The 24,151-nt window shown below is 63.4% G+C and carries 26 protein-coding genes; 14 read left to right on the plus strand and 12 right to left on the minus strand.

Annotated elements, in window-relative coordinates:
• Nucleotides 1-217 precede the first annotated feature (217 nt).
• From BM269_RS23140 to BM269_RS23150, 3 genes are all read right to left on the minus strand, one after another.
• Complete coding sequence (locus BM269_RS23140; protein WP_055936965.1) at nt 218-424, minus strand: CsbD family protein; 207 nt, start codon at nt 422-424, stop codon at nt 218-220.
• 81 nt (nt 425-505) lie between these two features.
• The gene (locus BM269_RS23145) at nt 506-1,120 is read right to left on the minus strand and encodes a class I SAM-dependent methyltransferase (RefSeq protein WP_090442820.1); all 615 of its coding nucleotides are present in this window, start codon (nt 1,118-1,120) and stop codon (nt 506-508) included.
• Between the two features lie 9 nt (nt 1,121-1,129).
• Entirely contained in the window at nt 1,130-3,181 is a 2,052-nt protein-coding gene (locus BM269_RS23150) for a M13 family metallopeptidase (RefSeq protein ID WP_090442824.1), read from the minus strand.
• Nucleotides 3,182-3,413: 232 nt separating this feature from the next.
• Here BM269_RS23150 and BM269_RS23155 point away from each other — a divergent pair, with 232 nt between their 5' ends.
• A complete protein-coding gene (locus BM269_RS23155) occupies nt 3,414-4,229 on the plus strand; it encodes an HDOD domain-containing protein (RefSeq protein WP_090442827.1) in 816 nt (271 codons plus the stop codon).
• 165 nt (nt 4,230-4,394) lie between these two features.
• Complete coding sequence (locus BM269_RS23160) at nt 4,395-4,661, plus strand: flagellar protein FliT (RefSeq protein WP_090442830.1); 267 nt, start codon at nt 4,395-4,397, stop codon at nt 4,659-4,661.
• A 345-nt stretch (nt 4,662-5,006) separates the two neighbouring features.
• Here the strand turns inward: BM269_RS23160 and BM269_RS23165 are convergent, their stop codons facing one another.
• Complete coding sequence (locus BM269_RS23165) at nt 5,007-6,215, minus strand: type IV pilus assembly protein FimV (RefSeq protein WP_139232844.1); 1,209 nt, start codon at nt 6,213-6,215, stop codon at nt 5,007-5,009.
• 125 nt (nt 6,216-6,340) lie between these two features.
• Here BM269_RS23165 and fumC point away from each other — a divergent pair, with 125 nt between their 5' ends.
• Genes fumC through BM269_RS23180 form a run of 3 tightly spaced genes read left to right on the plus strand, consistent with a single transcriptional unit; the run spans nt 6,341 to nt 8,335 of the window.
• A complete protein-coding gene (fumC, locus tag BM269_RS23170) occupies nt 6,341-7,738 on the plus strand; it encodes a class II fumarate hydratase (protein WP_090442837.1) in 1,398 nt (465 codons plus the stop codon).
• A gap of 53 nt (nt 7,739-7,791) precedes the next feature.
• Nucleotides 7,792-8,022: an RNA-binding S4 domain-containing protein gene (locus tag BM269_RS23175; protein WP_028100522.1), complete on the plus strand. Its 231-nt coding sequence runs from the start codon at nt 7,792-7,794 to the stop codon at nt 8,020-8,022.
• A gap of 25 nt (nt 8,023-8,047) precedes the next feature.
• Nucleotides 8,048-8,335 (plus strand): DUF883 family protein, encoded by a 288-nt coding sequence (locus tag BM269_RS23180; protein ID WP_090442840.1) that lies wholly within the window; start codon nt 8,048-8,050, stop codon nt 8,333-8,335.
• Here the strand turns inward: BM269_RS23180 and BM269_RS23185 are convergent.
• From BM269_RS23185 to BM269_RS23220, 8 genes are all read right to left on the minus strand, one after another.
• Nucleotides 8,315-9,928 carry an MNIO family bufferin maturase gene (locus tag BM269_RS23185; RefSeq protein WP_090442843.1) on the minus strand — a complete coding sequence of 538 codons (1,614 nt, stop codon included), beginning with the start codon at nt 9,926-9,928 and terminating at the stop codon, nt 8,315-8,317. The genes BM269_RS23180 and BM269_RS23185 overlap by 21 nt on opposite strands.
• 3 nt (nt 9,929-9,931) lie before the next feature.
• On the minus strand, nt 9,932-10,195 hold the full coding sequence (locus BM269_RS23190; RefSeq protein ID WP_090442846.1) for a BufA1 family periplasmic bufferin-type metallophore: 264 nt from the start codon (nt 10,193-10,195) through the stop codon (nt 9,932-9,934).
• 116 nt (nt 10,196-10,311) lie between these two features.
• The gene (locus BM269_RS23195; RefSeq protein WP_229204769.1) at nt 10,312-10,503 is read right to left on the minus strand and encodes a YjfB family protein; all 192 of its coding nucleotides are present in this window, start codon (nt 10,501-10,503) and stop codon (nt 10,312-10,314) included.
• Nucleotides 10,504-10,564: 61 nt separating this feature from the next.
• Nucleotides 10,565-11,086: a molybdopterin-guanine dinucleotide biosynthesis protein B gene (mobB, locus tag BM269_RS23200; protein WP_090442853.1), complete on the minus strand. Its 522-nt coding sequence runs from the start codon at nt 11,084-11,086 to the stop codon at nt 10,565-10,567.
• Nucleotides 11,083-11,868, minus strand: a complete 786-nt coding sequence (locus BM269_RS23205; protein ID WP_090442859.1) for a general secretion pathway protein GspB — start codon at nt 11,866-11,868, stop codon at nt 11,083-11,085. The genes mobB and BM269_RS23205 overlap by 4 nt, the downstream gene beginning before the upstream one ends.
• 1 nt (nt 11,869) lies before the next feature.
• Nucleotides 11,870-13,492: an AAA family ATPase gene (locus BM269_RS23210; RefSeq protein WP_090442862.1), complete on the minus strand. Its 1,623-nt coding sequence runs from the start codon at nt 13,490-13,492 to the stop codon at nt 11,870-11,872.
• A 9-nt stretch (nt 13,493-13,501) separates the two neighbouring features.
• Nucleotides 13,502-13,975, minus strand: a complete 474-nt coding sequence (locus BM269_RS23215) for a hypothetical protein (RefSeq protein WP_090442865.1) — start codon at nt 13,973-13,975, stop codon at nt 13,502-13,504.
• A complete protein-coding gene (locus BM269_RS23220) occupies nt 13,976-14,161 on the minus strand; it encodes a hypothetical protein (protein ID WP_090442868.1) in 186 nt (61 codons plus the stop codon).
• 193 nt (nt 14,162-14,354) lie between these two features.
• Between BM269_RS23220 and BM269_RS23225 the strand changes: the two genes are divergently transcribed.
• From BM269_RS23225 to BM269_RS23265, 9 genes are all read left to right on the plus strand, one after another.
• Nucleotides 14,355-15,719, plus strand: a complete 1,365-nt coding sequence (locus BM269_RS23225) for a GIN domain-containing protein (protein ID WP_090442871.1) — start codon at nt 14,355-14,357, stop codon at nt 15,717-15,719.
• Between the two features lie 286 nt (nt 15,720-16,005).
• Complete coding sequence (locus BM269_RS23230) at nt 16,006-16,875, plus strand: glucosamine kinase nucleotide-binding domain-containing protein (RefSeq protein WP_090442875.1); 870 nt, start codon at nt 16,006-16,008, stop codon at nt 16,873-16,875.
• A gap of 60 nt (nt 16,876-16,935) precedes the next feature.
• Nucleotides 16,936-17,613, plus strand: a complete 678-nt coding sequence (locus BM269_RS23235) for a GntR family transcriptional regulator (protein WP_090443172.1) — start codon at nt 16,936-16,938, stop codon at nt 17,611-17,613.
• Nucleotides 17,610-18,722: an N-acetylglucosamine-6-phosphate deacetylase gene (nagA, locus tag BM269_RS23240; RefSeq protein ID WP_090442878.1), complete on the plus strand. Its 1,113-nt coding sequence runs from the start codon at nt 17,610-17,612 to the stop codon at nt 18,720-18,722. The genes BM269_RS23235 and nagA overlap by 4 nt, the downstream gene beginning before the upstream one ends.
• Complete coding sequence (locus BM269_RS23245) at nt 18,712-19,725, plus strand: SIS domain-containing protein (protein ID WP_090442883.1); 1,014 nt, start codon at nt 18,712-18,714, stop codon at nt 19,723-19,725. Before nagA ends, BM269_RS23245 begins: the two co-directional genes overlap by 11 nt.
• A 29-nt stretch (nt 19,726-19,754) precedes the next feature.
• On the plus strand, nt 19,755-21,017 hold the full coding sequence (locus BM269_RS23250) for an ABC transporter substrate-binding protein (protein WP_090442885.1): 1,263 nt from the start codon (nt 19,755-19,757) through the stop codon (nt 21,015-21,017).
• The gene (locus tag BM269_RS23255) at nt 21,014-21,853 is read left to right on the plus strand and encodes a carbohydrate ABC transporter permease (protein WP_090442888.1); all 840 of its coding nucleotides are present in this window, start codon (nt 21,014-21,016) and stop codon (nt 21,851-21,853) included. Before BM269_RS23250 ends, BM269_RS23255 begins: the two co-directional genes overlap by 4 nt.
• Complete coding sequence (locus BM269_RS23260; RefSeq protein ID WP_090442891.1) at nt 21,850-22,653, plus strand: carbohydrate ABC transporter permease; 804 nt, start codon at nt 21,850-21,852, stop codon at nt 22,651-22,653. Before BM269_RS23255 ends, BM269_RS23260 begins: the two co-directional genes overlap by 4 nt.
• On the plus strand, nt 22,650-24,137 hold the full coding sequence (locus BM269_RS23265; RefSeq protein WP_090442893.1) for a glycoside hydrolase family 3 N-terminal domain-containing protein: 1,488 nt from the start codon (nt 22,650-22,652) through the stop codon (nt 24,135-24,137). The genes BM269_RS23260 and BM269_RS23265 overlap by 4 nt, the downstream gene beginning before the upstream one ends.
• The last annotated feature ends 14 nt before the right edge of the window (nt 24,138-24,151 follow it).

Raw genomic sequence — 24,151 nt, forward strand, 5'->3', positions numbered from 1 at the left:
AAGGTACTACGGGGCAGCGCCGAGCAGCTGTTGAGTTGGAAATGGACGCAGCTTAAATTACCCGGCAAAGTGTCTTGACTGATGGGTCCACTTTAGACAACGCATGTCGGATTGAGCCTGAGCAAGGACAATTCGTCCGCGCCAGCATCTAACTCGCCTCGCCCAAATAAGGAAAGGGCCAGGATGCACTCGTGCATCCTGGCTCTTGGCGACTACATTACTGGCGATTGCCGCGGTCGATCAGCTCGTCAGTGGCATCGTCGATCGCTTCACGCAGATCGCCACGCTGCTTCTGCAGCTTGCCTTCGACCTGGTTGGCGACGCCCTTCACCTGCTGCTTCGAGCTGCCCACCAGTTCACCGGCTTCCTCCTGGATCTTGCCGCCGATTTCCTTAGCCTTGCCCTTCACTTGGTCCTTGTTCATGATTGCGCTCCTCTTAAAAAGTTCGCGGTGAGCAAATCATACGGACTGGAATATTTACCAACTGTACGCGAGCTAACAGAACTAGGCCTTACGCCAGACTGAAGCCAACCATGGCTGCTGTTCACGCGGCAAGCCTGCCGGACGGTAATAGTGGGTGATGGGTTCGAAGCCAGCCGCGGTGACTACTTTGGACCAGGTTTCGACATCGTAGTAACAGCCATAGCGCGGGCCATTCCAGCCTTCTTCATTGTGGCCGCGCGGGTTGGAGCTGAACAGCACTCCGCACGGCTTCAAGGCCGCGTGCAGGCGCCCCAGCACATCGGGCAGCACGGCACTGGGAACGTGGAACAGGGATGCGTTGGCGAAGATGCCGTCGAACGATTCCGGCGGCAAGTCCAGCGCGACGAAGTCCTGGTGCAGGACGGTGCAGCCACTCCAGCGCTGCGCCATCTTCACGAAGTGGGCCGAGCCGTCGAGACCGACCGGCTCGTGTCCAAGCGACTTGAAGGTGCACAGGTCGCGGCCGGGGCCGCAACCTAAATCGAGGATGCGGAACGGAGCCGTTCCTTCAATCGCATCGAGCAGTGCCGCAATATTCTGGCTGACGTCGTGATCGCGTGTGCCTTCCAGGAAGGCTTGCGCGTTGCGTTCATAATGTTCCAGCGTGCGGCGGGTGATCTGCTCGATGTCGTCCATCCCCCTACTTTACCAGACGCGTACGCGCTGTTCCGGCGCCAGGTACAGCTTCTGGCCAGGCTTCACGTCGTAGGCCTGGTACCAGGCGTCCAGGTTGCGCACGGTGTAGGTGCGCCACTTCGCCGGCGAGTGGCCATCGGTCATGACCTGGTTACGCAGCGAGGCATCGCGCGCCTTGTTGGCCCAGCTTGCAGCATAGCCGTTGAAGAAGTCGCGGTCCTGTGCCGGAGTGGCTTTGCCGCCCAGCGAAACGTGGTACGCATCCAATGCCGCAGCAAGGCCGGCCAGGTCGGCCAGGTTTTCGCTCAGGGTCAGGGTGCCGTTCAGTTTCAGGTCTGGGAATGCCTCGTACGCGTCGTACTGCGCCACCAGCTTGGTCGCGGCTTGCTTGAAGTGCTCGCCGTCTTCCTTGGTCCACCAGTCGCGCAGGCGGCCTTTGGAGTCGAACTGCGCCCCCTGGTCGTCGAAGCTGTGGCTGATCTCATGGCCGATCACGGCGCCGATCGCGCCGTAGTTCAGCGCATCGCTGGCCTTCATGTCGAAGAATGGCGGCTGCAGGATGGCGGCCGGGAAGTTCAGCGCATTCTGCATCGGCATGTTCACCGCGTTCACCACGTGCGGCGGCATGCACCATTCGGTTGGGTCGACCTTCTTGCCCAGTTTTGCTAGTTGCTGCTTGTAGTGGAATTGCTCGGCGCGCAGGGCGTTGCCCATTGCGTCGTCGGGCTTGATTTCCAGGCCTTCGTAGGAAGTCCATTTATCCGGATAGCCTACGCCCACGTACAAGGTGCGCAGTTTTTCCTGTGCTTCCTTCTTGGTGGCGGGCGCCATCCACTCCAGCGCATCGACGCGCTTGCGGAAGGAGTCGACGATGTTGGACACCATGGTTTGCAGGCGTGTCTTGGCTTCGGCCGGGAAGTAGCGCTCGACGTACATCTTGCCGGCGGCATCCGGCAGCGCGTTATTGACTGCGCCCAGGCCGCGCTTCCAGCGTGGCGACAGCTGCGGCGTGCCGTTCATGGTGCGGCCATAGAATTCGAAACGCTGGTCAACGAAGGCCTTCGGCAGGAAGCCGCCGAAGTGGTTCACGGTGTGGAAGGCCAGGAAGTCTTTCCAGGCTTGCAGCGGCATCTCGTTCACCAAGGCGGCGCCGCCGGTGATGGCGCTTGGGTGGTAGACGATGAATTTGTTCTGCTTGCCCAAGCCTGCCGCGCGGAAGAAGGCGCGCCAGTCCATGCCGGGTGCCTTGGCGGCGAAGTCGCGCATGGTCCAGGTGTTGTTGGCCTTCTGGATATCGGCGGAATCTTCGCGGCTGCCGTGAGCCTGGGCCAGTTTGCGCTCCAGTTCATAGACGCGGGCGGCGCGGGCTTCCGGCTCGCTGTAGCCGGCCAGCTTCAACATGGCGGCGATATGTGCCTGGTAGGCGGTGCGCAGTTGGTGCATGCGCTGGTTGTCATCCAGGTAGTAGGCGCGGTCCGGCATGCCCAAGCCGCCCTGCAGGATGTATGGGGTGTAGTGGTTCGGGTCGGTCAGGCCTTGCGCGATCCAGATGCCGAACAGGTTCTCGGTATAGAAGTTGGTAGAGTTCAGCGGGTCGACGTCGGCGCGGATCGAGGTGGCCAGGGCCCGTACCAGGGCGGCCTTGTCCTTGATGGCGTCGATCTTTTCAAGTTCCGGCTTGAGCGATTTCAGGCCGTGCGCTTCGATTGCCGCTTCGTCCATGAAGCTGCGGTAGAAGTCCGTCACGCGGCGGGTGTCGCCGGTCGGCGATTTGGCGGCGGTTTCGTCGATCAGCTTGACGATGCGCTCATTGGTCGCGTCGCCCAGCGCGGAACCGGCGCCCCAGCTGCCTTTATCGGCCGGGATCTGGGTCTTGGCCAGCCATTCGGCGTTCACATGGCCAAAAAAATCGTCGCCCGGATGCGGGACGGCGTCTTGCGTTTGCGCGGCTGGGGCCGGGGCTGCCTGTTGGGCAATCGCCGGGGCCAGCCCGAAGGCGGCTCCACAGAAGGCCAGGGTAAGGGCCAGCTTGAGCGGCGTGACGCGGGTGGAAGCTTGCATTTTTGTATCCCTATCTAGTTATAAGTGGCGGAATGAGCCAGGCTGCACTCTATCCGCAACGACGGCGTGACTCAGCCCATTTGCGACAGACTGCAAATTTGCGGGATCAACTGCAGAAAGCTGGGAATGCTGTGCAGCGCTGCCAACGTTTGTCGAAAAACTTGCTGCACTCCCCTCTGGAAAGGCTATATAGTTTCACCCACAGCAACGCCGAATTTAGAGGAGATTTTTCATGAAGCTCGAAGCACTGTTCCAGAATCCAACCGCGTTGCCAACCGCTCCGAAGGTTGTTGACGAATTGATCAGCAGCTTCGACAAGGCCAGCGTCTCCACCGAGGAAATTGCAAAGAAGCTGTCGGCCGACCCGGTGCTGAGCGCCAAGCTGCTGCGCCTGGCCAACTCCGCCTATTACCATGTGTCGCGCTCGATCGGTACCGTTGAGGATGCCATCCTGATGCTGGGCTTCGTCACTGTGCGCACGCTGGTGATCAGCTCCGGCCTGGTGAGCGGCTTCAAGACCGTGCCCGGCATGGACCTGCGCCAATTCTGGCGCTACAGCCTGCGCACAGCGGTGGGCGCCAAATTCATCGCCAAGGCTTGCAAGCAAAACACTGACCTCGCCTTCACCATCGGCATGATGCATGCGATCGGCCAGCTGGTGATCCACGCCGGCATGCCTGAGCAGGCGCAGGCGCTGGACAAGGTGGCCGGCCCGCTCGATGAGCGCCGCCTGGAAACGGAAAAAACTGCGCTGGGCTACACCTATGCCGACGTGGGCGCCGAGCTGGCCAGCCGCTGGAAATTCCCTCCCACCTTTGCTGAAACCATTGCCGCCATCCCCAAGCCGGGCGAGAACGACCTGGCCGCAGTGATACATTTGGCTGCCTGGCGCGCCCGCGTCGACGAGAACAAGCTCTCGCCGGAACAGATTGCGGCCTGTTATCCAACCGAGGTAGCGGAAGGCCTGGGCCTGGAAGAAAATGCACTGATTGACCAGATGCCATCGCTGGACGAACTGAGCGCGGGACTTGATGAATTGATCAAATAAGCAATATTTCGTTTCACTCCTGCCGTTGTGACCCTTGGGATGGGGGCGCAACGGCAATTTTTTTGGAATTTTCTCAAATATTTTTCAAAAAGACCCTCAAGTTCCTTTTGAGCCTGACGTTAATCCTGACATGCGGTAATCCGCGCACAGAATCCAAGGCTCAAAATGTCCTCGACCCAAGTTCTCGCTACTTACGAAAAGATTGCCGGTTTGACCAGCCAGATGGTGGGCGCCGCGCAAGCCAGCGACTGGGATTCGCTCGACCGCATGGAAAACCAGTGTGCAGCGGCTTCGGTAGCCCTGATGGGCGGCGCGGCTCCCGCGCAAGGCGATGCCCGCAAACGCAAGATCGAACTGCTGAAACAGATCATGGCCAACGACCGCGCCATCCGCGACGTGACCGACGTTTGGCAGAATCGCCTGCACGGCTGATGCCAGCGAACCCCAAGAAAGCGCCTCCGGGCGCTTTTTTTGTTTCCTGAAAAATGGGGACGTACCCCATTTTTCAGGAAACAAAAAGGCGCCCGCTTGGGGCGCCTTGGAATTCGGAGGGGCGAGCACCAGGTATCTCCTGGTGTCGCCTCAGCGCCGGTTGCACCCGGCGTTCATATCGCCTCAGTCGGCTATGAACTGCTTCCAGAAGGGGTCGTTTCTTCAACGTCGCTCTGCGGTTCGCGTCACACTATCGGTGGTGACTGCGGCAGAACCCGGTCTGTGTGAGCCCAGTATAACGCAGCTAAAAAATTCTTGTCCAGCACTGAAATGCAATGCTAGTTACTAGTGTGCAGCAACCTCCACCGCGTCTTCCAAGGTCGGTACGTCGTCTTCGGGACGGCCCTTCTTCCGGAACGATTGCCAGATCTTCAGCGGGCCTTTTACCTGGCGCTTGCGCAGGAAATAGATGAGGCCGCCGAGTGCGGTCAGGCCGGTGACCACGCCACCTGCGATCATCATCAGGCGTCTGCGCGGGTTGGCTGCCAGGTCGGCCGCGACGCCTGGCTTGACCGGGGTCGCGCCTGGTTTGCTTGGTGCTGCGGCTGGCTTGGCCGGGGCGGCTTCTGCTTTCGGCTCGCTCGGCGGCAACGGCGGCACCGGTGCAGTATTGGCGGGCGCCACTGCGGCGGGTGCGACGATCGCCGTTTGTAGGCGCTGCACCTTGCCTTCAATATCGGACAATTTGCTTGCCATGGCTTCGCATTGCCGGAGCTGCGCCTCCACTTCCTTCGCGGGGGCGCAAGACTGGGCAGGTGCGGAGACCGGCGCGGCAGCCGGCGCAGATGCGGCAGCGGGCGCGGCCACCACAGGCTTCGGCGCCGCTTTGCGGGGTGGCGGCGCCACCTCGGGCTCCCGGACAGGTGCGGCCTTCGGCGCCGCGACGAGTGCATTTTGCGGTGCTGGATTCGTATTTCGTTCCTGGGCTTTCGCCAGGGCGACTTGCTGGCGATGCGCGAATGCGCGTTGCGCAGCTTCGTTCAGTCCCGTCTCGCCGTTATCGGGCGATGCCGGGCTGGCCGTGGCTGGCGCTGGCGCCGGCAACGGCTCCGCCGCCCCCATCGCAGCCACAGTTGCCGCCCGCTGCCCCGGCGGCTCCGGCGTCAGCCAGAGCGAGGCCGCGCGGATGATTTTCCGCCCTCCACTATTCAACTCCAGGAATAGATGCAGAGCGTCGGCATTGACCGGCTGCAGCGTGGTCAGGTGCAGGAAGCGCTTGTTGTCGCGCTTGGCGATGGAAATGTACAGGCCGCCAAGCGCCGGCGGCATAGCCACGTTGGCGCCCTTGAAAACGTCGGGATTTGCGAGCCGCGCCTGGATGTCGGCCAGGTCGGCCGCAGTCAGGTCGACCAGCTCGATATCGGCCGAAAGCTGCTGGCCGATGTGGGAATTGACCTTTATCTCGCCCAGCTCAGCCGCCCGCAACGAACCGCACAGGGCGGCGGCGTGTAGCGCCAACGCAAGGGCGCGAATGGTCAATCGTTTGCTTAGCATGGAGGACAGGCCTGTTTCTTCGATGTATTCATTAACGGCAGAATATCGCGATTTTGTAGGCCTCGGCAGAGTGAGTGGCATTGGCGTTAAAATTCAGACACCACTTTCCAACGAGGGAGCCATACATGAACAGCAGAACCGAGCGCGACAGCTTTGGGCCGATTGAAGTCCCCGCCAGCCAGTTGTGGGGTGCCCAGACCCAGCGCTCGCTCGAGCATTTCCGCATCTCCAGCGAACGCATGCCGGCCGAATTGATTGCGGCGCTTGCCAGCGTGAAGCGCGCCGCCGCCAAGGTCAACGTGGACCTCGGCGTGCTCGATAGCGCCAAGGCCAACGCCATCATGCAGGCTGCCGATGAAGTCCTGGAGGGCAAGCACCCGGGCGAATTCCCGCTGGCGGTATGGCAGACCGGGTCCGGCACCCAGTCGAACATGAATATGAACGAGGTACTGGCCAATCGCGGCTCCGAACTGATGGGCGGCGAGCGCGGTGACGGCCGCAAGCTGCATCCGAACGATGACGTCAACAAGGGCCAGTCGTCGAACGACATCTTCCCCACTGCGATGCATGTGGCAGCCGCACTGGCCATCGCCAACAATGTCCTGCCGGCCCTGCGCCAACTGCGCGCAACGCTGCAGAAAAAGGCGCAGGCGTTTGAGGGCATCGTCAAGATCGGCCGTACCCACCTGCAGGATGCGACCCCGCTGACCCTGGGCCAGGAGTTCTCAGGCTACGTGGCCCAGTTGGACTATGCCGAGAAGGCCCTCGAAGCTACCCTGCCCGCCGTGCTGGAATTGGCGGCCGGCGGCACTGCGGTCGGCACCGGCTTGAATTCGCATCCCGAGTATGCGACGCGCATTGCGGCCGAATTGGCGAGCCGCCTGAAGCTGCCGTTCCGCACGGCCGACAACAAGTTCGCCGCGCTCGCCGGGCACGACGCCCTGGTGTCGGCCCACGGGGCGTTGAAGACGCTCGCCACGGCGCTGATGAAACTGGCCAATGACGTGCGCTGGATGGCATCCGGGCCACGCTCCGGCCTGGGCGAAATCAGCATCCCTGAAAATGAGCCGGGCAGCTCGATCATGCCGGGCAAGGTCAATCCGACCCAGAGCGAGGCGCTGACCATGCTGTGCTGCCAGGTTTTCGGCAACGACGTGGCAATTACCGTCGGCGGCTCGTCCGGCAATTTCGAGTTGAATGTGTTCAAGCCGCTGATCGCCCACAATTTCCTGCAAAGCGCCCGCCTGCTGGCCGACGGCATGCGCAGTTTCGACGAGCACTGCGCCCATGGCATCGAGCCGAACCTGGGCCGCATCGAGGAACTGATGGCGCGCTCGCTGATGCTGGTCACCGCGCTGGCTCCCCATATCGGTTATGATCGCGCCGCGCAAATCGCGAAGCAGGCGCAGCATGAGGGCACGACCTTGAAGGAGGCTGCGTTAGACCTCGGTTTTGTGAACGAAAGCCAGTTCAATGAGTGGATTGTTCCGCTGGAGATGACCAAGCCAGGTGGCAAGGGTTAATGCCAGGTGGAAATACAACACCTCCGCACCAACCCAACAGAAAGAGGATTAAAATGCAGAAAGTAGATTTCGAATTGACAGGCGAGTACATCGAGCTGAACCAGCTCCTGAAGGTGGTTGGCCTGTGCGACAGCGGCGGTGCCGGCAAGCAGATTGTGGCTAGCGGCGATGTCAAGGTCGACGGCAAACAGGAGTTGCGAAAGACGGCGAAGATCCGGGCGGGCCAGAAAGTCCGGCTGGGCGACGTGCAGATCGACGTTCATGCCGAGGGCAGTGCGGCCTGATTGATCCGCGCGGAGGGTTAGCTCCATGGATGGTCCCCACGAGAAGCAAGCGCAGTCCCAGGAACAATTGATCGGTGACCTGCGACAGGTGATCGAGAATGCCGAGGAGCTGCTCAAGAACACCGATCATTACACCAGCGTCTTGTACCAGTCGGCACGCGCCAAGCTCGCGCAAGCCCTGCTGGCGGCGAATGAGGAGCTGGAACGGTGTGAGGATGCGCAACTCTTGCTCAGGATCGAGGCGACCCACCGCGCCAACCTGCTGCACCGGGATTTGTCCGGCGAGGACAAGTTAATGCGGGCGTTTGACTAGGATTTGCTGCTGCAGCCACTGCTGGAGGCTGGCGGCGACGTTGAAATTTTCATCCAGCGCAAAAGCGGCGTCGAGGGCGGCGCCGACTGTTTTCCCCTCCTTGAGTTCATGCAGCGCAGCATACTGCGGCGCTTGCAGCGGCGTGAGCTGGGCTGTCCATTCGGGACGGCTAAGCAAGGCGCGGCTCGCTTCGTTCATGTTTTGCGGGAATGGCATGCCCTGGTGGGCGAGCCAGAGGGGGACTACCGCCCATTCCGATTCGAACAGCTGGGCCGTGGCTTGCCAGACGAAGACTTGCTCTTCCACTGTTTGCGGGTTGATGTCCTGCGCTTGCAGCGCCAGCTCGTGGCGGGCGTAGTGGATGCGGTGCAGTTGCCATTCAAGGCGGGCCATGTCGGGCAGGTAAGGCAAGTCTTTTACGTGCGCGAAGCTGCGTAGGAAAGGCTCGAAATGGGCGCCGAAGCGGTTCAGGTCGCCACTGTCGGACGGGTGGGCGCGGCCGTATTCGCGGGCCATGGCGGCGAAGAATTCTCCGCCAACCAGTTGCGCAATGACGGGATAGGCGGCGGCCAGGGCTTTGGACCAGGTCGAAGCCAGGTTGCCTCGGTAGAGTCCGAAGCGTTCTTTGTGCTTGAGCTGCAACGCGGCTTCGGCCGCAGGCGCGAACAAAGCATCGGAAAACGCTTGCTGCTGGGCTGCCAATGCGTCGCTGCCGGCTGGTAAATTTTGTCCACTTTTGTTCCTGACCCCAAGCGGGACAATTTTTGGCAGATGGAAATTGGTGGCGAGGGTTGAGGCTTTGGCGGCTTCAGCGAGCAGGGTTTCCAGTGGGGGGATGTCGGTGTCCCATTCGATCAGCGTGGGGACGGCGCCGAACCGTGCCAGGGTGGCTTCATATAGGCGCCAGACGGGATCGGCGATGGCTGCACCGTGGTGGTCCACGACTGCATCGGGTGTGACGAGGTGGCCGGCCAGGTGGATTTCACCGACCGTGCCGGGGGCGATTGCGGCCAGTGCGGCCATGGCGTCTTCTTGGTGGTTGCATTGGTTGACGTACAGGTTGTTCACGTCCAGCAGCAGGCCGCAGCCGGTGCGGCGCGCCAGGGCGGTGAGGAATTCGGCTTCGCTCATGGCGTCGTCGGCGAAGCGCACGAAGCTGGAGACGTTTTCGAGCAGGATGGTGCGGCCTAACGCGTCCTGCATGCGACCTACCCGCTGCTCCAGCATTTCGAGCGCGGCGTGGTTCAGCGCCAGCGGCAGCAGGTCGTTCAGGTGACGGTCAAAGACCGCTCCCCAGCATAGGTGCTCGGAAACCAGCGCTGGCTGGATGCGATGGGCGAGACTGGCGACGCGCGCCAGGTGATCGGCGCTGAAGCCGCGGGCGGAGCCGAGGCCGAGGCCGACGCCGTGCAGGCTGATCGCGTAGTCGCGCCGCAGTTCCTGCAATACGTGGAAGTCGCCGCCGGCCTGGTCGAGGTAGTTCTCGGTGTGGACTTCGAGCCAGGCGGCGCGTGACCGCTGTTCGAGGAACTGGCGGTAGTGCGGGGCCCGCAATCCAACGCCAACTCCTTGAACCGCGGCGTGTTGCGTCATTGATTAATTTGCTGGCGCGGTGGTCTTGCCGCCGGCTTTTTCGCAAGTGCCCTTGGCGACGAACTTCCACTCGCTTTCCATATTGTCGGTCTTGGCCTGGTTGGAGCAGCCGTGGGTGCCGGTGGCGCAGTCATTCTGGCCGGCCTTGGCAATGCCATAGCACTTTTCTTTTTCCGCTGGCTTGTCCTGGGCTGCGGATGCAACGGTGCTGGCAGTGGCGCAGACGGTGGCCAGGGCGGCGGCGATCAGGGCTTGACGGTTTTTCATGCGGGGTCTCCTCGATAGGTTGGCAGGTGTGCGATTAGACCATAAAAAAAACCCGCTGGCACCGGTGCCGGTGCGGCGGGTTTCTTGCGGCCTGGGCGACGCTTGGCGATGCGCGTTCAGGCGGTGGTGTTGATGTTCTTGCCGAGGTGGGATGGCAGGTTCGCAGCGGCGGGAGCCGGCGGGATCGCTTCGATCAGGGCCTGGGCGCTGGAGGCTTGCACGTCTTGCGCTCTTTTCAAGACGGCGTAACCGATCTCCGTACGATTGCTCGTATCGGCCATTGTCGTTGCCAGTTTCGCAATGCTCATTGCATCCATTTAAATCTCCCGGGTGTGCCTATCCTAAATTACGGACAGCTTTGGGCAAACTTTAGGCTTGGCGCGGGATTTTTTTGATCAACCAGGCCAGCACGGTGTCGGGCCGGTTCAGGTCTAGCCATTGCAGGCGGGGCGGCAAGCCTTGCGGTGCGGGCTGGTCGGAGGCGACTGCGACGATGGTGTGGTCATCCAGGTAACGCGGCGGTTGGCCGGCGATGGCGCGGTAGACTTCAAGCTTGTCGATTTGCCATGCATGGAAGCCTTCGACCAGGGTCAGGTCGGCGGGCTGCAGGCGGGCCAACTGTTCGTCGGCACCGGGTTCTTCGGCGCCGCGCAGTTCGTGGATGATGGCGAAACGATAAGGCGAGGCGATCATCACTTCGGCAGCGCCGGCATGGCGGAAACGGGCACTATCTTTCCTTGGCGGCTCGAGTTCGAAGTCGTGGTGGCTATGCTTGATGACGTTGACTTTCCAGCCGCGCGCGGCGAGTTCCGTGACCAGGTATTCGATCAGGGTGGTTTTGCCGCTGCCCGAGGGGCCGGTGACGCCGATCACATTCTGTTTGTCGCTCATAGCGGCACCCGGTAGCGGTAGCCGCGGAAGCTGAACACGGCCTGCTTGGGTTGGAGCTTGTCCAGGATCAGGCCGGGGGCGACTTCCTCGCCTTCCCTGCGCAGGACTTTGTCGATCAGCAGCAGGCGATCGGCGGGGTTCTTCGAATACATGTAGCCACCAAGGGTGATCTGGGGGATGGCGCGCTGGATTGGCTCCGGGAGCTCGCGCAAGGATTGCACTTGTTCTTCTATCGGCGCCGGCGTCGGCACCGGGGCGGGCGGCGCGACCGGGGCCGCCTGCGCTTGGTCGCCCCCCCGCCCTGCGGATGCCTGGAGGCCGGCACTTCGCTGCGCCGGCGGCGTGTCTGCCGCGCGGGATGGCGGCGGCGTCGTTGCAGCAGGCGGTGGCTGCTGGACGGTTTTCCGGGCCGGCGGTTGGCCTGCGGCGGCTGGTTCGGCAGTGGGGGCTGCAGTGGGGGCTGCCAACGGGGCGCTGTCGGCACCCGCTGCCGGCTCCGGGGCCGCGACTACCGCGACCGGGGCGGCGGCCGCTTGGGGGGCAACGGTAGGCGCGACGGTGGCTGGTGGCGGGTTCGCGGGGGGCTGCTGGCGTACCAGCATGGTCGCGAGGCCGGCGATGGCGGCGGCCATCAGCGCCATCGCCACGATCACTGGCGTGCGTTTGCTGCGCGCGCCCTGCCCTGCCGGCGCGCTGGCCAGCGTGGGTGCATGGATGGTCGGGGCGCTGCCGATCTGACGCTCGGCCTGCGCTTTTTTCAGTGCTTCGAGAATATAAGACATATTATTTGCCCGCCTCGGCCAACAGGTGCGGCTCGGTCTCCCGGCCCGGCTGCGACAGGCGGATGAAAGTTCGTGGTCCCGCCACGCCGTCGGCCTTCAAGCCTTGGGCAAGCTGGAACTCCTGCAAGTATCGCAAAGTTTCACCGGCCAGTGCCTGGTTCTCACGCGGTTTCTTGACCCCGTTCATTTGTGCCAGTCGGCGCGCGAGCCAATCGACGTCCGGGCCTTTGTCTCCTTCGCGGACTTCTTCGCGCCAGGAACGCGGTGCGCGCCAGAAGGTGGTAAACGTGCCGTCGAAGCGCGCTTCCAATGCGTCGGTCGATACGATTTCGCTGCCGCGGGCGCCGACGAGGGTGGCACGCTTGTCGTCGACGGCGGTGAGCAGGACGTTGCGCGGCAGGGATTCGCCGTCGCGCAGCTTGATGATGACGGGACGGTCAAGCTTGCGGATTTCTTCCAGGCCGCCCTTGGTTTGCATGCAGCGCAAGTTGCGCTTGGCCGCTTCGGCACAGCCCTCACCTTCGGAAAGTTCCACTTCCCACTTTGCGGCCAGCTGGCGCAAGGCGCCGTCCATCGTCAGCCAGCTTGGCGCCGGCGCAGTCGGCGCGACGGGCGTGGCCGCCGGCACAGGCGCGGCGGCTTGCGGCGCTGCCGAATTTGCCGCAGGGCGTGCGGCAGGCATGGCCGCCTGGGCCGGGCTGGCCGACGGTGCTCGCGCGGCAGGCATCATCTGCCATGCCGCCGCCGCAGTCAGCGCGGCACCGGTCAACACGCCGGCAGCGGCCACGCGCCATGCGCGCGCTTTGACTGGGGCGGATTCGCCCGCAAACACCTCCGCTGCCGCGCGGCGCAGGATGGTGGCATTCACCTGGGCGCGGTTTTCCACGTAGGTGCCGAGCAGCGCCCGGTCGCACAACAGGTTGATCCTGCGCGGCACGCCTTTGCTCAATTGGTGGATGCGGCGCAGCAGGCCGCGCGGGAACAGCTCCACCGCGCCAGCGCCAGCCACCGCCAGCCGGTGCTGGATATAGCTTCCGACCTCCGCCTCGGACAATGGTCCCAGGTGGTAGCGCGCAATCACGCGCTGCGCCAGTTGCTCGAGTTCCGGCCGCGCCAGCATCTGCCGCAGTTCCGGCTGGCCGATGAGGATGATCTGCAGCAGCTTGCGCTCGCTGGTTTCCAGGTTGGTCAACAGGCGCAACTGCTCCAGCACATCGGCCGACAGGTTCTGCGCCTCGTCGATCACCAGCACATTGTTATGGCCGGCCGCGTGCGATTCCAGCAGGTAGCTGTTGACCGCGTCCACATAGGACTTGACGCTGGCCCCTTCCGGCGCCACGCCGAATTCATCGCACACCGACTGCAGCAGTTCTTCCACCGTCAGCTTGGGGTTGAAGATATAGGCCAGGCGGCAATCGGCCGGGATCTGCTCCATGAAGCAGCGGCACACGGTGGTCTTGCCGGCGCCGATCTCGCCGGTCAGCAGCACGAAGCCGCCGCCGCTGCCCACGCCATACAGGAGGTGCGCCAGCGCCTCGCGGTGCCGTTCGCTCATGAACAGGTATCGCGGGTCGGGGGCAATCGAAAACGGCTGCTGTTTGAGGTTGAAGTATTGCGTGTACATGATCGGCGCTTAGCGCAGCGCGGGCGGCAGTTGCTTGAATTTGGCGCAGTATATCTTGGAGCGCGTGTTGAAATAGACGATGCGGCTGCCTGGCTTGGACTCCCGCACCGGATAGCGCGAGGTGTCGATTTTCGCATAGGCCTGCCCGTCCTGGCGGAGGATGGCCTTTTCCAGCTCTTCGGGGGTGGTGTCGGTCACGGCGCCGACAAAGCTGTACGGATAACTTTCGTCGCTGATGATCACCTCCAGCACCGGGAAGCCCCACAGGATCGCGTCATTGGTGCGGAACCAGTAGGCGCCGCCCTCCCGCTTGTAGGGGCGCCCGAAGTACTGGCTGAAATAGTCAAAGTAATAACGGTTGGAGGTCTGGTCGCGGCACAGCAAGCCATTGCCGAGTACGTCGCCGAAATGGGATGGCGGCGCTGCCTGCGCCCCGAAACTGGCGGCCAGCAGGCCTGCCGCCGTGAGGAAGCGCCGCATCATTCAGAGCTTCTGGAACCAGGCGCGGTTAGCACTGATCTTGGCCTTGGCCGCAGGAGGCAACGCTTCGTAGCAGCCAGGGTATTGCTTCAGGGAACCCTCGCGGACCTCCTTCTGCAAACCATTGATCAGGAACACGTATACCGTTCCACCCTGGTCGGTCTTTTTGGTTCCTAAGTACTTGATCATAAGTGTCTCTCCTGACGAGCATTATGACATTTCAAGGCGAAATCACAACTTTTTGGCTGGTACCGTGTGCATTTCAGTATCGGAAAAATGCAGTTGGCTCCTCGTTTTTGCGCGTCTGTCTTTTTCCGGCCCGGCGCCGACGCGGATTCGCCTATCGTTCCAGCATCACCAATCCTGAACAGTGACAATCAAAATGAATAAGCTGATCACCTACGGCGCCGCTGCTTCCCTGATCGCACTGGGCGTTACGGCCCTGCATGCGAGCCCTCCGGAAAGCGAAAAGAAGGCCGATGTCACCCCGACCAAGGAAAACCGGCCGGTGACTGCGTTCTCGCGCATTGAAATCGACGGACCATACCGGGTATTGATCAACGCCCAGGGCGAACCGGCGGTGGAAGTCAGCGGGCCGAAACGCCAGGTCGAGCAGCTGGAAACCGTGGTCCAGGGCGATACCCTGCACGTGCGGCCGCTGCGCCGCAACCACTGGGTGTTCAGCTTTGGCAAACAGCGCGAACCGGTGATCGTGAAAATCAGCACCAGCGGCCTGAAAGTACTGAGCAACAGCGGCAGCGGCGACGTGGAGCTGGAGCGCGTGGACAGCAGCGAGCTGAAACTGATCTCCACCGGCCCCGGCGACTTCAGCGCCTCCGGCGCGGCCACCGAGCTGACCGTCAAGGCCAGCGGCAGCGGCGATATGCACCTGCACCGCATGCGTGCCACCAACGTCAACCTGGTCATGACCGGCCCCGGCGACGTGAGCGCACCGGCCATCAGCGGCGACCTGAATGCGGTCTTGTCCGGCTCCGGCGACCTGGAGGCGGGCGATGTGCGCGCCAACAAGGTGAATGCCGCGATGAGCGGCCCCGGCTCGGTCGAGCTGCGCGGCAGCAGCCGCGACATCCGCGTCGACATCAGCGGCTCGGGCGACCTGGAAGCCTGCAGCATGCAGGTGGAGAACGTCAGCGCCATGCTGAATGGCCCGGGCAGCGCCTGCATCAACGGCCAGATCAAGAAGTTCGACGCCGAAGTGCATGGTTCCGGCGACCTGGAAGCACGCGGCCTGCAAACCCAGAATACCCGCGTGAGCCTGAGCGGTCCTGGCAGCATGAACCTGTCCGGCAGCAGCGACACCCTGAGCGCCGATGTCAGCGGCTCCGGCGACCTGGACGCCAAGCATCTCAAGGTGGCCAAGGCGATTGCCCGCAGCAAAGGGCCCGGCAATATCTACCTCAGCAAGGTAAGCGATTCGCTCGATGCCGACGTGCGCGGTTCGGGCGACCTGGAGGCGGAACCGGAATGCAAGGACGTCAAAGTGACCATGAGCGGCCCTGGCGGCGTGCAACTGCGCGGCTGGACCAGCAACCTGAATGCGCAAGTGACCGGTTCCGGCAGCCTGGACGCGCGCGACATGCTTGCCAAGCAGGCCGAGGTCAATGTGCGCGGCCCGGGCAATGCCACCGTCAACGTAGAAGGCAAGATGGCCTCGCAAGGCCAGCAACTGATTTCCGACAAACAGCGTGTGTTAACGGTCGACCGTCGTGGCGCCCACACCGAATGATTGACGACATCGCTGCTGACGCCTGAGGCGCCGGCAGCGATTAGCTTTTTCTCCCTATTGCCCGGCCAGCGTGCCGGGCTTTTTTACGTCTACATTGCAACTTTGGCACCACAGTCCATACCAAAGTGCATACCATTCTTGCGGCTATCTTTTCACATATAAATCAAAGACTTGCCTTTTCAAAGCGATGTTTAGTCTCAGACCTAAACAATACCAGTTAAATACCTGTTGACAAGCTGGTGTGCTCCTCATATAGTCGCCACAGTTCTTTTCATCCCTTGAAAAAATGATCGAATTCCTGATAGGTGTCGACGGTGGAGGCAGCGGTACACGGGTACGCCTGGCGCGTGCCAACGGACAGTTGCTGGGCGAAGGCCAGGCCGGTCCATCGGCCCTGCTGCACGGTATTAAGAATGCGTGGAGCGCGGTCGAGGAAGCCGCGGCGCGCGCCTTCGAGTCGGCCGGCGTAACGCCACCGGCGCGCGCACACATCGCGGTAGGCCTGGGGCTGGCCGGCGTGCATAACCGGCAGTGGGCCGCCAACTTCGTGGCGGCCAATCCCGGCTTTGCCGCCGTGGCGCTGGAAACCGATGCCTTCACCACCGTGCTCGGCGCGCACGAAGGCCAACCGGGCGCCATCATCGCGCTGGGCACCGGCAGCGTGGGCGAAATCCTGCATGCCGATGGCTCGCGTCATGAAGTGGGCGGCTGGGGCTTCCCTTCCGGCGACGAAGCCGGGGGTGCCTGGATCGGCATGAAGGCGATCAACCATGTGCAGCAGGTTACCGACGGACGCGTTGCGGGCAGCGCCTTCTCGCAGGCGGTGGCCGATGCTTGCGGCGGCAGCCGCGACCGCATCCAGGTCTGGCTGGCCAATGCCAACCAGACCGCCTTTGCGCAACTGGCCCGCATCGTCCTGCAGTTTGCCGATAGCGATGCAACCGCGCGCACCATCCTTTCCGAAGCAGGCCGGCAAGTGGCGCTGATCGCCCACGGCCTGGACCCGAGCGGCACGCTGCCGATCGCATTGTGCGGCGGGCTCGGTGAGCCGCTGCGCGCTTTCCTGCCGCCTGCCCTGTTGCAGCGGATTGTTCCACCCAAGGGCGATTCGGCCGCGGGTGGCCTGCGCCTGATCCAACAACATTTGAAGGAGTAGCCCGTGCTATCCCAGTTGAGCGATTTCCGGCCCGACGCCGACAGCGACACCCCTCTGTATATGCAGTTGGCAAACAAGCTGTCCGACGGCATAGCGAGCGGCGACTGGCGCGCCAATGAGGCGCTGCCGTCCGAGCGCGTGCTTTCGGAAATACTCAATATCTCGCGGGTCACCGCGCGCAAGGCAATCGACATGCTGTGCGCACGCGGCATGCTGACGCGCCGCCGCGGTTCCGGCACTTACATCACGCCCAAGCTGGAACAGCCGCTGTCGCGCCTGACCAGTTTTTCGGAGGAGCTGCGCCAGCGCGGCTTTACCGCCGGCTCGCGCTGGCTGCAGCGTGAAATCGGCGTGGCGGCGCCGCTGGAATTGCTGTCGCTGGGCCTGTCGCCGAACATGCCGGTGGCGCGCCTGAAGCGCCTGCGTACCGCCGACGACGTGGTCATGGCGATCGAGACTTCAACCATTCCCGCCATGTACATGCCCGATCCGGGCACGGTGAACGGCTCGCTGTACGGCTACCTGGAAGCCACCGGCAATGTGCCGATGCGCGCGCTGCAGCACATCCGCGCCATCAATGCCAATGCCGAGCAAGCGCGCCTGGCCAATATCGCGCCCGGTACCGCCATGCTGCACATTACGCGCGTGAGCTACCTGGAGGGCGGCGCAGCGGTAGAACTTACCCACTCCTACTGCCGGAGTGACTATTATGAATTTGTAGCGGAGTCGCGTCGATGAACCAGGCAATCCAAGGCAATATCCTGACACCGTCCGGTTGGCTGAACGGAACGATTTCCTTCGGCGAGCGGATCGAAGACGTCGCGGGCAGCGGCACCGATCCGAAGCTGAACGGCGACGACTATATCCTGCCCGGCTTCATCGACCTGCACGTGCACGGCGGCGCCGGCAAGGACGTGATGGAAGGCGGCGACGCGGTGCATGCGATTGCCGCGATCCATGCGCGCCATGGCACGACGTCGATGCTGGCCACCACCATGACCGCCCCGCCCGAAGATATCGACGTGGCGCTGGCCGCCATCGGCAAGGCAGTGCGCCAGCGCGGCAAGGGTGAAGCGCGGGTGCTGGGCGCCCACCTGGAAGGCCCTTACATCAATAGCGGCAAGCTCGGTGCGCAGCCGAACTTCGCGCGCGCCGCCACGATTGAAGAAGTCCATCGCCTGGAGCAACTGGCGCCGATGCGCGTGATCACCGTGGCGCCGGAGATTTCGGGCCACCTGGAACTGGTGCGCGACCTGGCCGAGCACGGCGTTCGGGTGCAGATCGGCCACACCCTGGGTTCCTATGAAGAAGGCGTCGCCGCCCTGGATCATGGCGCCACCGGCTTCACCCATTTGTTCAACGCGATGAGCGGCCTGCACCACCGCGAGCCCGGCATGGTCGGCGCCGCCCTGGCGCACGCCGAATTCGCGGAACTGATTCCCGATCTGCTGCACGTGCATCCGGGTGCGATCAAGGGCGCGCTGCGCGCCATCCCGCGCCTGTACTGCGTGACCGATTCCACGGCGGCCACCGGCATGCCGGATGGCGAGTACATGCTGGGCCGCCACATCGTCCATAAGTGCATGGGCGGCGTGCGCCTGCCCGACGGCACCCTGGCCGGTTCCACGCTGACGCTGGACCAGGCCCTGCGCAACCTGGTCGGGCTGGGCCTCGACCTGGCGGACGCCTCCAAACGAGTTTCCACCCATGCAGCCGACTACCTCGGCCTGCAGGACCGCGGCCGCCTGGCACGCGGCGCGTATGCCGACCTGGTCGTGATGGACCGGGACCTGAAACTGAAAGCCGTTTATATCGAAGGAGAACGTTGTGACCTCAATGATGCTTAAAGAAGCCCTGTCTGCCGCCGACTGCGTGGAACAGCAGTTGGCGAACGACACCGACCGCTACGCGGAACTGGGCCGCAAACTGAGGAGCACTCCGTTCAACTCCGCGTTGACCGTGGCACGCGGCAGCTCGGACCACGCCTGCAATTACATCGCTTACCTGATCATGTCGCGCCTGGGTCGCGTGGTGGCTTCGCTGCCGATGTCGCTGGTGACGCTGCACAAATCGCCGCTGATCACGCGCGACACGCTGGTGGTGTCGGTTTCGCAGTCCGGTCAAAGCCCCGACGTGGTCGAACCGATCCGCTACTTCCGCGATGGCGGCGCCACCACCGTGGCGCTGGTGAACGATGCCGACTCGCCGCTGGCCCACAGCGCCGAGTGGGCGATGCCGCTGCGTGCCGGCAAGGAGCAAAGCGTGGCCGCCACCAAGAGCTTCATTACCTCCCTGGTGGCCGGCGCGCGCATGGTGGCGCACTGGCAGAACGATCCGGAACTGCTGGAGGGCCTGGCCGCCCTGCCCGATGCGCTGCGCGCAGCCTGCAACGTGGATTGGACGCCTGCCATTGAAGTGCTGGCGCCTGCCCGCAACATCATGGTGGTTGGCCGCGGCATCAGCTTCCCGGTGGCACTGGAGGCTTCGCTGAAATTCAAGGAAACCTCGGCACTGCAGGCGGAAGCCTTCTCCGGCGCGGAAATCAAGCACGGCCCGATGGCGCTGATCGAGGAAGGCTATCCCCTGCTGATCTTTGCAACCCGCGGCCCGACCCAGGCCGGCTTGCTGGCGCTGGCCGAAGAAATGCGCGGCCGCGGCGCGCGCGTGCTGCTGGCGGCGCCGGAGGATGTCGCTTCGCGCGACCTGACCCTGCCGGTGGCGGCAACGCCCGATCTCGATCCGATCGTGGCGATCCAGGCCTTCTATGTGATGGCGGCAAAGCTGTCCGCGGCGCGCGGCCTGGACCCGGATCGTCCGCGCCACCTCAACAAAGTCACCAAAACCCATTGATCCACTGAGATTCCCGCGCGCGGCCATCGATGAAGAACAGTCTCCTGCTTGCCGCATTGATGGCCGTTGCCGGCGCCACGCTTGCCGCGCCGCTGCAGCGCATCGAATTCTGGACCTTCAGCATGAAGCCGCGCTTCACGCCCTATTTCGAGGACGTGGTGAAACGCTACGAGGCCGCCAATCCCGGCGTCAAGCTGGAATGGGTCGACTTCCCGTGGGACATCATCCAGACCAAGCTGGTGACGCGCATCGTGGCCGGCAAGCCGCCGGCGCTGGTCAACCTGAACGTGCCGTGGGCCGAGGAATTCGCCCGCGACGGGCTGCTGGCGCCGGTCGATGCGATGCTCGGCGCCGAACGTTCGCGCTACCTGCCCAGCGCCTTGCAGGACCTTTCCTTCGGCGGCAAGACTTACGGCTTCCCGATGTACAGCAACGTTGCGGTGATCGCCTACAACCGCGAGATCTTCAGTGCGGCCGGGATTACCCATGCGCCACGCAATCTCGACGAGCAACTGGCTTTCGCGCGCCAGATCGCCCAACGCACCGGAAAGGCGGGCCTGTGCCCTGCCCTGTCCAAGGTCGATGGGCTGATGCTGCAGCAAGGCTTGCCGGTGCTGTCCGGCGGCCGGGCCGTGTTCAATTCCCCGGCGCACGTGGCGTTTGTCCGCAAACTGGCCGAGACGTATCGCGCCGGCGGCCTGCTGAAAGACGGCCTGTTCGCCGAGGATAACTTCCCGCCGGCCGTGGAGGCTTACAAGAGCGGGCGCTTGGGCATGTTGCTGGCGCCGCCGACAGCGCTGAAGCGCATCCAGGCCGATGCGCGCGATGTGTATGCGGTGACCGATGTGGCGCCGGCGCCGCTTGGGCCGACCGGCATTGCCGATGGTGGATGGCTGATCCACTTTGGCGTGCCGGCACGCGTGCCCGCAGCGGATTTGCCGGGCATCGGCAGGTTTGCGCGCTTTTTGACCAGCGATGCGAACCAGCTCGAATTTGCGCGGCAGGCCAGCGTGTTTCCGGCAGCAGCCCAGGCAGCCAATGATTCCTTCTTCACGGCAGTGCCGGCCAATGCCGGCGCAGCGGAGAAAGCCGTCGCTGCCGGCGCGGTATCAATGCCCTACTCGCGCACCATGTACGTGGCCGGCATCGAGGACTACGACGAATTGCGCCGCGCGCTGGTGAAAGCCGTTGAAGCCGGCGTCACCGGCCGCCAGGACATCCAGCAAGCACTCGACGCCGCCGTCGCGATCTGGAATCGCAAATTGTCCACTTTGCGGGGGATCGCGCCATGAAGCGCGCAGTGACCCCGTGGCTGTTCCTGGCGCCGGCGCTGGTGCTGCTTGCGGTGTTTGCATTCTGGCCGGTGCTGTTTGGGTCGGTGCTGGCGTTTACCGACTTTTCCCTGGTGCGGCCGACGCATTGGGTCGGCTTCGACAACTTCCGCTACATCTTCAACAACGAGATGTTCGTCACGGGCCTGAAGAACTCACTGGTATTCCTGTTGATCGTACCCTGCGTGCAACTGGGCGCCATTGCGCTGGCGGTGATGGTGAACAACCAGCTCCCGGGCATCAAGCTGTTCCGCGCCGCGTACTACGTGCCGGTGGTGACGACGGTCTCCGTGGTGGGCATCATGTGGGGCTTCATGTTCCACGAACAGGGAGCGCTGAACTACATCCTCGGCACCAACATCGGCTGGCTGCAGGACGACACCTTCGCGTTGGCCGCGATCATGTTCGTCACGCTGTGGCGCGGCCTGGGCTGGTATATGGTGATGTACCTGGCGGCCTTGCAATCGGTGCCGCAGGAAATGCAGGAAGCCGCGATCCTCGACGGCGCCTCGCGCTGGCAGCGCTTCTGGCATATCACCGTGCCCATGCTGCGCCCTACCATCATGGTCTGCACCATCCTCTCGGTACTGGGCGCGCTAAAGGCCTACCAGGAGGTCGACGTACTGACCCAGGGCGGCCCGATGAATTCAACGTTTACCGCCCTGTACTACGCCTACGACCAGGGCTTGAAGCACCTGAAGCTGCCGCGCGCGCTGGCCGCTAGCTTCATTGTTTCCCTGATCTGCATCGGCATCGCCCTGCTTTGCCTGCGCTACCTGAAGCCCAAGCACCGATGAAAAAGACCGCACAATACCTGCTGCTGGCCGCCATCGCGCTGCTCTGCATATTCCCGTTCTGGTGGACTCTGGTGACGGCGCTGTCGACGGAAGGCAATATCTTTTCCTACCCGCCGACCTTCTGGCCGAAGCAGCCATCGCTGGAAAACTTCGCCGAAGTATTCCGCGTGATCCCGATCTGGTCTTTCCTGAAAAATTCTATCCTGATCACCACCTTCACCGTGCTGTGGAAACTGGTGCTGTGCTCGATGGCCGCCTATCCGCTGGCGCGCCTGCATTTCAAAGGCAAGAAGCTGGTGTTCGGCCTGATCGTCGCGACCATGGTGCTGCCGTCCGAAGTGAACTTCCTGGTCAACTTCATCACGGTGACCGAGTTGGGCCTGGTCGACACCTATTCCGGCGTCATCCTGCCGAACGTGGTGAACGCCGTCGCGATCCTCCTGCTGAAACAGGCTTTAGAAGAAGTGCCGCAGGACCTGGTCGATGCCGCGCGTGTCGACGGCGCCTCGGAGTGGACCATCTTCACGAAAATCATGCTGCCGCTGATCGCGCCGTGGCTGGCAACAGTCGGCATCCTGACCGCCGTGGAAGCCTGGAACGAATACATCTGGCCATCGATCGTCATGAGCAAGCCGGACGAATTCCCGCTATCGGTGGGCGTGCTGTATTTGCGCGGCACCTTCGGCAGCAGCACGCGCGTCATCGCGGCAGGTACCATCATCACCATCGTGCCGACACTGGCGGCATTCCTTTTCACCCAACGTTACTTCATGCGCGGCATGGACGGAGCAGTTAAATGAGCACACAAGAACTACGAAAAATCGCGGGACAACTGATCATGATCCGTTTCCCCGGCACGGTGCTGGACCAGGCGACGGCCGATTTCATCCGCGCCAACGGTATCCGCGGCGTGTGCCTGTTCCGGGGGAATATGACCGACTCCGTGCAACTGGCCAAGCTAACCGCCGACCTGCGCGACGCCATGGGCCCCAATGCGCTGATCGCCATCGACCAGGAAGGCGGCGCCGTGGTGCGTTCGACCTGGGTACCCGCGCCGCCAGCGGCAATGGGCCTGGGGGCGGCCGACGACACCGACCTGGCTTATCGAACCGGCGCCGCCGTGGCGCGTGCCGCCAAATCGCTCGGCTTCAACTGGAACTTCGCACCGGTGCTGGACCTGAACAACAACCCGGACAACCCGGTGATCGCCGAGCGCTCCTTCGGCGCCGAGCCGCAACGTGCGGTGGAACTGGCCATGGCCTGGATGGCCGGCAGCCATGCCGAAGGCGTGGCCTGCTGCGTCAAGCACTTCCCCGGCCACGGCGATACCCACGTCGACTCGCACCGCGACCTGCCGACCGTCGACAAGACGCTGCCCGAACTGGACGTGCTCGAGCTGGCGCCTTTCCGCGCCGCTGCCCCGGTGGCGCCGGCCATGATGACAGCCCATATCGTCTACCCGGCGATCGATCCGGACAATCCGGCCACCATGTCGCCCGCGATCCTGGACGGCATCCTGCGCAAGCAATGGAACTACAAGGGCATCATCATCACCGACGGCATGGACATGCACGCCATCGCCGGCCGCTACGGCGTGGGCAACGCCGCCGTGCGCGCCCTGCTGGCCGGCGCCGACATGGTGATGGCACTCGGCACCACCGAAACACAGAACGAAACCCTGGATGCCATCGCCGCCGCACTGGCCGACGGCTCCCTGGCGCCAGCTGCCGTCGAAGAACGCCTGGCGCGCCTCAACGCCCTGGCGCAAGCCTATCCTTGCCAGCAGCGCTCTTATAAGGAAGATGCCGCCGACCGCACGATCATGGCCGAAGGCTGGCGCCGTGCACTGACCGCCCGCGGCAATCCACAGCGCCCGGCGCCAGGCAGCAAGCTGCGCCTGGTGGTGCGGCAGGACGTGGTGAGCGACGGCGTATCCGAAGCCGGCGTGCCGGCGGCCGCCGTAGCCGCCTCGCTGGGCAAGCTGTACGACGTGGACCTGGTCACCTTCGCCGACGCCAACACCTTCGACTGGTCGTCGCTGCCGCAGGATGGCCGCTTCACCGTGCTGGCCTCCACGTCCCGCCTGCGCTACGGCGACAACGCCCGTTCCAACTGGAAGCCGGACCTGCACCTGGCCCTGTGGAACCCCTACCAGGCGCTGGACATCCAGTCCCCGGCCCTGATGACCTACGGTTTTGCCGCGCCCGCGCTGGAAGCCGTCAACGCCTGGCTGTCGGGCGAGCTTGAAGCCACCGGCCGTTGCCCGGTTCCCGGCTTTGCTTGAAGTTTAAGGAGACA

Origin of the sequence: Duganella sp. CF458, assembly GCF_900113115.1 — a bacterium.
Lineage (GTDB): Bacteria > Pseudomonadota > Gammaproteobacteria > Burkholderiales > Burkholderiaceae_D > Rugamonas.

What these genes read in the sequence shown, in the direction of transcription:
- BM269_RS23145 (WP_090442820.1), bottom strand. Translation starts at nt 1,120, where the DNA reads ATGGACGACATCGAGCAGATCACCCGCCGCACGCTGGAACATTATGAA.
- BM269_RS23230 (WP_090442875.1), top strand. Translation starts at nt 16,006, where the DNA reads ATGATCGAATTCCTGATAGGTGTCGACGGTGGAGGCAGCGGTACACGG.
- BM269_RS23220 (WP_090442868.1), bottom strand. Translation starts at nt 14,161, where the DNA reads ATGATCAAGTACTTAGGAACCAAAAAGACCGACCAGGGTGGAACGGTA.
- BM269_RS23185 (WP_090442843.1), bottom strand. Translation starts at nt 9,928, where the DNA reads ATGACGCAACACGCCGCGGTTCAAGGAGTTGGCGTTGGATTGCGGGCC.
- BM269_RS23255 (WP_090442888.1), top strand. Translation starts at nt 21,014, where the DNA reads ATGAAGCGCGCAGTGACCCCGTGGCTGTTCCTGGCGCCGGCGCTGGTG.
- BM269_RS23235 (WP_090443172.1), top strand. Translation starts at nt 16,936, where the DNA reads ATGCAGTTGGCAAACAAGCTGTCCGACGGCATAGCGAGCGGCGACTGG.
- nagA (WP_090442878.1), top strand. Translation starts at nt 17,610, where the DNA reads ATGAACCAGGCAATCCAAGGCAATATCCTGACACCGTCCGGTTGGCTG.
- BM269_RS23155 (WP_090442827.1), top strand. Translation starts at nt 3,414, where the DNA reads ATGAAGCTCGAAGCACTGTTCCAGAATCCAACCGCGTTGCCAACCGCT.
- BM269_RS23260 (WP_090442891.1), top strand. Translation starts at nt 21,850, where the DNA reads ATGAAAAAGACCGCACAATACCTGCTGCTGGCCGCCATCGCGCTGCTC.
- BM269_RS23215 (WP_090442865.1), bottom strand. Translation starts at nt 13,975, where the DNA reads ATGATGCGGCGCTTCCTCACGGCGGCAGGCCTGCTGGCCGCCAGTTTC.
- BM269_RS23165 (WP_139232844.1), bottom strand. Translation starts at nt 6,215, where the DNA reads ATGCTAAGCAAACGATTGACCATTCGCGCCCTTGCGTTGGCGCTACAC.
- BM269_RS23265 (WP_090442893.1), top strand. Translation starts at nt 22,650, where the DNA reads ATGAGCACACAAGAACTACGAAAAATCGCGGGACAACTGATCATGATC.
- BM269_RS23180 (WP_090442840.1), top strand. Translation starts at nt 8,048, where the DNA reads ATGGATGGTCCCCACGAGAAGCAAGCGCAGTCCCAGGAACAATTGATC.
- BM269_RS23205 (WP_090442859.1), bottom strand. Translation starts at nt 11,868, where the DNA reads ATGTCTTATATTCTCGAAGCACTGAAAAAAGCGCAGGCCGAGCGTCAG.
- BM269_RS23210 (WP_090442862.1), bottom strand. Translation starts at nt 13,492, where the DNA reads ATGTACACGCAATACTTCAACCTCAAACAGCAGCCGTTTTCGATTGCC.
- fumC (WP_090442837.1), top strand. Translation starts at nt 6,341, where the DNA reads ATGAACAGCAGAACCGAGCGCGACAGCTTTGGGCCGATTGAAGTCCCC.
- BM269_RS23140 (WP_055936965.1), bottom strand. Translation starts at nt 424, where the DNA reads ATGAACAAGGACCAAGTGAAGGGCAAGGCTAAGGAAATCGGCGGCAAG.
- mobB (WP_090442853.1), bottom strand. Translation starts at nt 11,086, where the DNA reads ATGAGCGACAAACAGAATGTGATCGGCGTCACCGGCCCCTCGGGCAGC.
- BM269_RS23160 (WP_090442830.1), top strand. Translation starts at nt 4,395, where the DNA reads ATGTCCTCGACCCAAGTTCTCGCTACTTACGAAAAGATTGCCGGTTTG.
- BM269_RS23175 (WP_028100522.1), top strand. Translation starts at nt 7,792, where the DNA reads ATGCAGAAAGTAGATTTCGAATTGACAGGCGAGTACATCGAGCTGAAC.
- BM269_RS23245 (WP_090442883.1), top strand. Translation starts at nt 18,712, where the DNA reads ATGATGCTTAAAGAAGCCCTGTCTGCCGCCGACTGCGTGGAACAGCAG.
- BM269_RS23190 (WP_090442846.1), bottom strand. Translation starts at nt 10,195, where the DNA reads ATGAAAAACCGTCAAGCCCTGATCGCCGCCGCCCTGGCCACCGTCTGC.
- BM269_RS23225 (WP_090442871.1), top strand. Translation starts at nt 14,355, where the DNA reads ATGAATAAGCTGATCACCTACGGCGCCGCTGCTTCCCTGATCGCACTG.
- BM269_RS23250 (WP_090442885.1), top strand. Translation starts at nt 19,755, where the DNA reads ATGAAGAACAGTCTCCTGCTTGCCGCATTGATGGCCGTTGCCGGCGCC.
- BM269_RS23195 (WP_229204769.1), bottom strand. Translation starts at nt 10,503, where the DNA reads ATGAGCATTGCGAAACTGGCAACGACAATGGCCGATACGAGCAATCGT.
- BM269_RS23150 (WP_090442824.1), bottom strand. Translation starts at nt 3,181, where the DNA reads ATGCAAGCTTCCACCCGCGTCACGCCGCTCAAGCTGGCCCTTACCCTG.